We start from the raw sequence: 7,213 nt of genomic DNA, 5'->3' as shown, positions 1-7,213 counted from the left end.
GGTAGGCCGCCTGCCAGGGCGTGCCAGAAGTCCGCCTGGTGCCGCGCCCGATAGCCGCCATAGCCGAGCCAGTGCAGGCGCATGCCCAGCGCGTGCAGGTCACGCACGGTCGGGGTGTCCTGCGGGTGCCCGCGCAGCAACCCGGCCGTGGCAAAGCCGAAGCGCTGGCCGGCTGCGGCGAGTGCGTGCAGGTGGTTGGAATGCGCACCGCCCAGGCTGATCACACCCGGCGCACCACGCGCCTTGGCGAGACGCAGGTGCCCCAGCAGCTTGAACCACTTGTTGCCACTGATCAGCGGGTCGATCAGGTCCAGGCGCAATATGGCCACCTCGATTCCGGCGCGTGCCAGCCAGCCCAGGGCCAGTGGTTGCAGGGGCGCCAGTGGCAGGTCATCGAAGGCAACAGGCATCAGGCGGGCTCGGCGCGGGGCGGGACACGCAGTCTAGCAGCCCGCGCCGAACTGCTGGCCTACAGCTCGGCCGCCAGGCGCGAGCCCTGGTTGATCGCACGCTTGGCATCCAGCTCGGCCGCCACGTCCGCGCCGCCGATCAGGTGTACCGATTGCCCCGCGGCGAGCAGGCCTTGCTGCAATTCGCGCAGCGGGTCCTGGCCGGCACAGATCACCACGTTGTCCACAGGCAGTAGCTGCGGCTCGCCCTCGGCGATGCGGATATGCAGGCCGGCGTCGTCGATCTTCAGGTAGTCGACGCTGTTGAGCATCTGCACCCGCTTGTGCTTGAGGCCCGTACGGTGGATCCAGCCGGTGGTCTTGCCCAGGCCGTCGCCCACCTTGGTGTTCTTGCGCTGCAGCAGGAACACCTGGCGCGCCGGCGCATGGGGCTGGGCCTTGATCCCGGCCACACCGCCACGGGCCTGCAGTTGGGTATCGATACCCCACTCCTTCCAGAACGCGTCACGGTCCTGGCTGGTGGCCACGCCCTGGTGCACGAGAAATTCCGACACGTCGAAACCGATGCCGCCCGCACCGATCACGGCCACCTTCTGCCCCACCGGCTTGTGTGCCAGCAACACGTCAAGGTAGCTCAGCACCTTGCTGTGCTCGATACCGTCGATCGCTGGCAGGCGCGGCGCGATCCCGGTGGCCAGGATGATCTCGTCATAACCGCCACTGGCCAGTTGCTCAACCCCCACCCGCGTGTTCAGGCACAGCTCGACGCCAGTGGTCTGCAGCTTGCGCTTGAAGTAGCGCAGGGTCTCGAAGAACTCTTCCTTGCCTGGCACACGCTTGGCCACGTTGAATTGGCCGCCAATCTCGCTGGCCGAGTCGAACAGGGTGACCGTATGCCCGCGCTCCGCCGCCACGGTGGCCGCCGCCAGGCCGGCAGGGCCTGCACCGACCACCGCAATGCGCTTGACCTGGGTTACCGGCAGGTAATCGAGCTCGGTTTCGTGGCAGGCGCGCGGGTTGACCAGGCAACTGGTGAGCTTGCCGCCAAAGGTGTGGTCCAGGCAGGCCTGTTGCAGCCGATGCAGGTATTGATCTCGTCGCCACGCCCGGCTGCTGCCTTGTTGACGAACTCGGGGTCAGCCAGAAACGGGCGCGCCATCGATACCATGTCGGCATCGCCGTCAGCCAGAATCTGCTCGGCAACCTCCGGGGTGTTGATGCGGTTGGTGGTGATCAGCGGGATCTGCACCGCACCGCGCAGCTTGGCGGTGACCTTGCTGAACGCTGCGCGCGGCACCTTGGTGGCAATGGTGGGGATACGCGCTTCGTGCCAGCCGATACCGGTGTTGATCAGTGTGGCGCCGGCCTGTTCGATGGCCTGGGCCAGTTGCACGATCTCCGGCCAGTCACTGCCGCCTTCCACCAGGTCGAGCATCGACAGGCGGAAGATGATGATGAAATTCGGCCCGACCGTTTCGCGCACCCGGCGCACGATTTCCACCGCCAGGCGCATGCGGTTCTCGTAGCTGCCACCCCAGCGGTCGGTGCGGTGGTTGGTGTGGGCGGCGAGGAACTGATTGATGAAGTAGCCCTCGGAGCCCATGATCTCGACGCCATCGTAGCCGGCGCTTTGCGCCAGGGCCGCGCAGGTGACGAAGTCCTGGATCTGCTTTTCGATGCCGGCTTCGTCCAGCTCGCGCGGTTTGAACGGGTTGATCGGGGCCTGGATCGCGCTGGGCGCCACTTGCCTGGGGCTGTAGGCATAGCGCCCGGCATGCAGGATCTGCAAGCAGATCTTGCCGCCGGCCGCGTGCACGGCCTGGGTCACGATGCGGTGCTTGTCCGCCTCTTCGGCCGTGGTCAACTTGGCCGCACCGGAATACACCCCGCCCTCTTCGTTGGGCCCGATGCCGCCGGTCACCATCAGGCCGACGCCGCCACGGGCGCGCTCGGCGAAGTAGGCAGCCATGCGCTCGAAGCCGCCGGGCTGCTCTTCCAGGCCGGTGTGCATCGACCCCATCAGGGTGCGGTTGCGCAGGGTGGTAAAGCCCAGGTCCAGCGGGGCGAGCAGATGCGGGTATTGAGCGGCAGCCATAAGCGAACTCCACAGCGAGCGAATCACGGAATGCGGGCGCCTCGCTGCGTGCAGCGGGGCCCGTCGGTTATCTGTGAACGACAGTAATGCGGCTGACGAAGCGGCTCAATGACCTTAAATTACAAGTTAATGATCATAAGTAACAGCAGTGCCCCCCGTAACGCTGTCAACCATGCAGGCACCGCTCGGTCAGTTCCCGGGCGCCCAGGGCCTGACTCTGGCAGCGACCTCGAATTACCGGCCGTCCCGGCGGTTGAACGGGGTCATGTGGGCGTCCATGTGGGGTGCTACGGTAGTGGGTGCCGGGCTTGTTCCAACGTGATCGCGGGCACCCCGCCGCCCGACGTTGCACCCGCGACCACTGAACTGGCAGCATGCCCCTGGACCTGCAGAGGGCGGCAACCCTGACGATCACGGACGAGGTATTTGCATGCAATGGGCAAGGATGCTGATGTTGCACCTGCTGATGGGCGGCGCCACTAGCGCGTTCGGCGTACAGACACTCCAGATTCCGGGCCCGCATGGCCCGCTCGAAGGTACCCTGCTGTCGGTGCCCGCCCAGCAGGCTCCGCGGGTGCTGATCGTGCCCGGCTCCGGCCCGACCAATCGCGACGGCAACAGCCCGCTGGGCATCCGCGCCGCGCCCTACCGACTGCTTGCGCAGGGCCTGGCACAGCAGGGCATCAGTAGCGTGCGCATCGACAAGCGCGGGCTGTTCGGCAGCCGCGCCGCCATTGCCCACCCCGATCAGGTGACCCTGCAGGCCTACGCCGACGATGTGCGCCAGTGGGTCGACCACCTGTCGCAACTCATGGGCGGCCGCTGCGTGTGGCTGCTGGGGCACAGCGAGGGTGGGCTGGTGGCGATGCTGGCCGCACAGGACAACCCCCAGCTGTGCGGCCTGCTGCTGCTGGCCACCCCCGGGCGCCCGCTGGCACAGGTGCTGCGCGAACAGCTGAGCCATAACCTGAGCGACCCGGCGCTGCGCGACAGCGCCTTGGCCATCGTCGATTCGCTGGCCCGTGGCGAGCCGGTCAGCGACGTGCCGGCGGCGCTGGAGCCGCTGTTTCGCCAGCAGGTGCAAGGCTTTCTGATCAGCGCGCTGACACTCGATCCGCGCCAGTTGCTCGGCAAGGTCCGCCAGCCTGTGCTGATTGTGCAGGGCGACCATGACCTGCAAGTCAGCGCCGACGATGCACGCGCCCTGCAGGCGGCGAAGCCACAGGCCATGCTGCGGATCCTGCCCGGCGTGAACCATGTCCTCAAAACGGTACCGGCAGACGACCGCGAAGCCAACCTGCAGACCTATGCGGCGGCTGACCTTGCGCTGGCGCCGGGCGTCATCCAGGCGATTGTCGAACGCTTGAATACCCCCGCCACCCCACGCCGTGCGCTGTGACGCGGTAAACTGCCGGCCGACCTCAATAAACCGCCTTGAACAAGAGCACCCCCATGGCCAACCACGATCTCACCTTCGTTGCCGATCCCGATGCCGATTCCATCTCCTCCGACGTCGTCGGCTTCGCCGGCGTGCTGGTGTCGACCCAGATCCCGACCCGCGCCGACGGCAGCCTGGAACTGGGCGACATCAGCGTGCAGAGCGAGTGCACCCTGCAAGCCCTGAAAGTGGCGCTGGAGCGCGCCGGCAGCTCGATGGACCGGGTCATGCACCTGACCATCTACCTCACCGACATGGCCGACCGCGCCGCCTTCAACGAGGTCTACCAGCGCTTCTTCGCCAAGCCCTGGCCGGTACGCGCCGCCATCGGCGTGGCCGCCCTGGCAGTCGAAGGCATGCGCGTGGAAGTGACCGCCATGGCAGCCAAAGGCTGAGTTCACTGGCCCGAGCGTGCGCCACAAGGTCGCGACGTGTTTCGCCTGCCCCTTGTTTGCAGTACGCTCGACGCAAATCCGGACGCACACCTTATTCATGCAAAGACTTCTGTTCGGCGCCCTGGCGCTTGTTGTCATCGCGATTCTCTGCGGCTACGGCCTGTGGACCGAACAACGCCCGGCCGGCCACTACCTGTCCGACCTGCGCGTGGAGCTGGCACTGAGCGAAGGGGTGCCCGCCGACAAGGGCAACCTGCTGGGCATCGAGCCGCTGCTGTACCCCGGCGACTACCAGGACCTCACCCGCCTGCACCGCAAACTCGCCGCGTACCTTGAGCAGGCGCGCAGCCAGGGCCTGGTGGGCCCGCGTACCATTGTGGTGCTGCCCGAGCATATCGGCACCTGGTTATGGGCCCGTGGCGAGAAGAAGGAGCTGTACCAGGTCACCCGCCTGCAGGAAGCCTGGCAGTGGCTGGAACTGAGCAACCCGCTGCGCTACGGCCTGGCGCTGCTCAACGCCGAAGGCGACGACCGCCGTGCCGACGCGCACCTGCGCATGAAGGCCACGCAAATGGCCGCCGATTACCAGCAACTGTTCGGCGGCCTGGCCAAGGAGTTCGGCGTGACCCTGGTGGCCGGCTCCATCGTGCTGCCCGAACCCTATGTCGAACAGGGGGTACTGCACAGCGGCCACGGCGCGCTGTACAACAACAGCGTGGTGTTCGCCAGCAACGGCAAGGTGCTGGGCCAACCACAACGCCAGCAATACCCCGACAGCGAAGTACGCCGCTTCATTCGCAGCGGCGACGCCTACCCGCTGCACGTGCTGGAAACCCCCGCCGGGCGTCTCGGTGTTCTGGTGGGCAGCGACAGCTGGTACCCGGCCAACTATCAGCGCCTGGCCGCACAAGCGGTGCAGGTGATCGCCGTGCCGGCCTTTGTCAGCGGCAAGGGCAGCTGGGCTGCGCCATGGCGCGGCAATCGTCACCAGCCCATGGCCGTGAGCCTGCCACTCAAGGCCGGCGAGGTGGATGAGGGCCAGGCCTGGCAGCAGCTCGTACGCCACGGCCAGACAGCCGATACCACACTGCTGAGCGTGTTCCTGCGTGGGCAGTTCTGGGAAGTGGCCGGTGACGGCCTGGGTTTCGTCAGCCGTGATGGCCAGGCGTTCAGCGCCAGCGCGCAGCCTGGCGCGCGCCTGCTCAACCAGTGGCTATGACGGCGTGAGCCGGCCACGGGTACGCCTGGGTGATCTGTCGGTGGGCTTCGTCCAGAGCCTGGCACACGCCCTGCAGCAACTGGGCCATGACCCGGGCGCCCTGCTCGAGCGTTATGGCCTGACGCCCGCACGGCTGGCCGAAGCAGGTGCACGCCTGTCGATCCCGCGCTACATGCACCTGGGGCATGCCGCCATCGTGCTCAGTCACGAGCCTGCGCTGGGGCTGCACATGGGCCGCTTGAGCCGCCTGAGCCAGGCGGGCCTGGCCGGTGTCACCGCGGCCCAGGCCCCTACACTGGGCGAAGCGGCGCGCACGCTGCTGCGTTTCGAGCCGCTGTACGCGGCCAACTACCGTGGCCAATCGCGCTTCGAAGAGGACGACCAGGGCGCCTGGCTACGCTTCTACTCGATCAGCCCGTACAACGACTACAACCGCTTTGTGGTCGATTCGGTACTGGCCGGCTGGCTGGCACAACTGGGTGGGCTGGTGGGCGTGACGTTGCAGGCCGAACGCGTCGAGATCGAGTACGCGCCCCCGGCCTACGCCGCCCTTTACCAGGCACTGTGCAGCCACCCGGTGCAGTTCGATGCAGCAGCCAATCAGTTGCGCCTGAGCCGTGCCAGCCTGGCACTGCGCAACCCCGCGCACTGCCCCAGTACCTGGCAGCACCTGGTGCAGTTGTGCGAACAGGAGTTGGCCGAACGCACGCGGGTGCGCGGCCTGGCGGAGCGCATTGCGCACCTGCTGGGGCCGCTGCTCAATGGCGGCCGCGAGCCGGACCTGCAGGAAGTGGCGGCGCACCTGCACCTGCCGACCTGGACGTTGAGGCGCAGGCTGGCAGAGGAAGGTACTCAGTTTCGCGCCATTCTCAATGACACGCGGCGTGACCTGGCGACGACCTACATCCGTGACACCGAACTGGCCTTTGGCGAAATCGCCTACCTGCTCGGATTTGCCTCGGCAGAGGCATTCCAGCGCGCATTCAAGCGCTGGAGCGGGGTCACCCCTGGGGAGTTTCGTCGCCGTGAGCGACGCAGCGCCTGAACCGCTTCAGAGCTCGGTAGCGTCGTCGGCAGGCTCGGCGGGGTCGAGTTCGAAAGCGTGGTATTCCAGAAGTTCTTCTTGATAGTCGTCCATTGCCTGCTCCTTGTATGCGCGTTCATCTCATTGATGCGTACTTCACCCTAAAGTGCCCGGATGAAGAAAAAATGACAAGGGCATACCTCGCCCGCAAGGCCGGCAGGGCCGGCATCTACAGGTAAACGTAGCAGGGGGTGGACGATTTATCCGCTGCGTCAGAGTGGCGCAGGCTCGCTTGGGGCCGGGGCGGGCTCGGGATTGACCACTGGCGTGCTCTCGAGCGGCGCAGACTCGGCCGCCGTCGCCGGCTGCTCGACGCTGATGGGCGCTGAATCCTGTGGGGGGGGCGACCGGTTGCGAGCTCTTGCTGTCATCGACCAGCGGTGCCGCCACCGTTTCGGCAACCGGCACCGGCGCAGGTGCAACCCCATCGGCCGGGGCCGGCGCACTCAACGCAGCAGGCGCGGGCGCGGGCTCGGGCACGCCCAGGTCCACGGCAGGCGTGGGCGCTTCGACCTTGTGCTCAGCCTTGGTCTTTTGGCTCGGCTTAGGCAGGAAGCTCTCGACCAGCGCGA

4 protein-coding genes and 2 pseudogenes are annotated in these 7,213 nt (G+C 66.9%); 4 read left to right on the top strand and 2 right to left on the bottom strand.

Annotated features, from left to right (window positions below):
• Together G3436_RS11245 and G3436_RS11240 are read right to left on the bottom strand one after the other, a co-directional pair.
• Positions 1-410 (bottom strand): annotated as a pseudogene (locus G3436_RS11245) (1-aminocyclopropane-1-carboxylate deaminase); the annotation flags it as partial.
• A 59-nt stretch (positions 411-469) separates the two neighbouring features.
• Positions 470-2,505: pseudogene (locus G3436_RS11240) on the bottom strand (oxidoreductase).
• Between the two features lie 451 nt (positions 2,506-2,956).
• Between G3436_RS11240 and G3436_RS11235 the strand changes: the two are divergent.
• From G3436_RS11235 to G3436_RS11220, 4 genes are all read left to right on the top strand, one after another.
• Positions 2,957-3,904 carry an alpha/beta hydrolase gene (locus G3436_RS11235; RefSeq protein ID WP_243667106.1) on the top strand — a complete coding sequence of 316 codons (948 nt, stop codon included), beginning with the start codon at positions 2,957-2,959 and terminating at the stop codon, positions 3,902-3,904.
• A gap of 53 nt (positions 3,905-3,957) precedes the next feature.
• Positions 3,958-4,338 (top strand): RidA family protein, encoded by a 381-nt coding sequence (locus G3436_RS11230; RefSeq protein ID WP_163944786.1) that lies wholly within the window; start codon positions 3,958-3,960, stop codon positions 4,336-4,338.
• A gap of 97 nt (positions 4,339-4,435) precedes the next feature.
• Complete coding sequence (locus tag G3436_RS11225) at positions 4,436-5,557, top strand: nitrilase-related carbon-nitrogen hydrolase (protein ID WP_163944783.1); 1,122 nt, start codon at positions 4,436-4,438, stop codon at positions 5,555-5,557.
• 4 nt (positions 5,558-5,561) lie between these two features.
• Entirely contained in the window at positions 5,562-6,602 is a 1,041-nt protein-coding gene (locus G3436_RS11220; protein ID WP_163944791.1) for an AraC family transcriptional regulator ligand-binding domain-containing protein, read from the top strand.
• Positions 6,603-7,213 lie beyond the last annotated feature (611 nt).

The sequence above is a fragment of the Pseudomonas brassicae genome, from assembly GCF_010671725.1.
Lineage (GTDB): Bacteria > Pseudomonadota > Gammaproteobacteria > Pseudomonadales > Pseudomonadaceae > Aquipseudomonas > Aquipseudomonas brassicae.
Note: the sequence above shows the minus strand (reverse complement) of the source record. Positions and strands in the feature narration are given on the sequence as shown.

Bases quoted from the DNA above. Each gene is read 5' to 3' on its own strand.
- G3436_RS11235 (WP_243667106.1), top strand. From the start codon at position 2,957: ATGTTGCACCTGCTGATGGGCGGCGCCACTAGCGCGTTCGGCGTACAG.
- G3436_RS11225 (WP_163944783.1), top strand. From the start codon at position 4,436: ATGCAAAGACTTCTGTTCGGCGCCCTGGCGCTTGTTGTCATCGCGATT.
- G3436_RS11230 (WP_163944786.1), top strand. From the start codon at position 3,958: ATGGCCAACCACGATCTCACCTTCGTTGCCGATCCCGATGCCGATTCC.